Below are 663 nucleotides of genomic sequence, written 5' to 3'. Positions count from 1 at the left end.
CTCAGAGGGGCTCGCGGCCATGATGCTGGATGCCATCGACAATCATGGACAGCCGTTGACGATTGAGCGGCTTTACCAATGGCATCGTTGGCTGTTCCCTGTCAACGAATGGTCGGTGCAGCCAGTGAACGTAGGGCAGTTGCGAGGAGATGAGCCGATGCAGGTTGTCTCTGGGCGTGTTGATCGCCCAACCGTGCATTTTGAGGCTCCACCCAGAGCAGCTCTGGACGATCAACTGGCCGCGTTTATCTTCTGGTTTAACCAGACTCGGCATGATCCAACGATAGATCCCCTTCTTCGTGCGGCGATCTGTCATTTCTGGTTCGTGACCCTGCATCCCGTTGATGATGGCAATGGGCGGCTCACGCGGGCATTGACCGATCTCGCGCTGTCACAGGCTGACAGCCAGGGCATCCGTTTGTATGCCATGTCAGTCGCTATTCTAGAATGGCGGGCTGACTACTATCGGGCACTGGAGTCAACACAGAAGGGCACGCTGGATATCACATCCTGGCTTTGTTGGTTCCTCGACACACTGGATTACGCCATAGAGCTGGCATTACAGGTTATTGCTCGTTCTCTTGCCAAGGCTCATTTTTGGTTGCGGCACTGTCATGACAGTCTGAGTCCAGAGCAAACCAAAGTGCTGAATCGTTTACTGGA

The 663-nt window shown here is 54.4% G+C and carries 1 protein-coding gene; it reads left to right on the top strand.

The window, feature by feature from the left end; translation table 11 throughout:
• Positions 1-19 precede the first annotated feature (19 nt).
• Positions 20-663: Fic family protein (locus tag AACR77_RS14380; protein WP_231563251.1), on the top strand; the 644-nt coding region annotated here is incomplete at its 3' end.

Source organism: Aeromonas sp. ZOR0002 (assembly GCF_963866995.1).
GTDB classification, from domain to species: domain Bacteria; phylum Pseudomonadota; class Gammaproteobacteria; order Enterobacterales; family Aeromonadaceae; genus Aeromonas; species Aeromonas caviae.
This window is presented reverse-complemented; position numbering and strand designations above follow the sequence as displayed.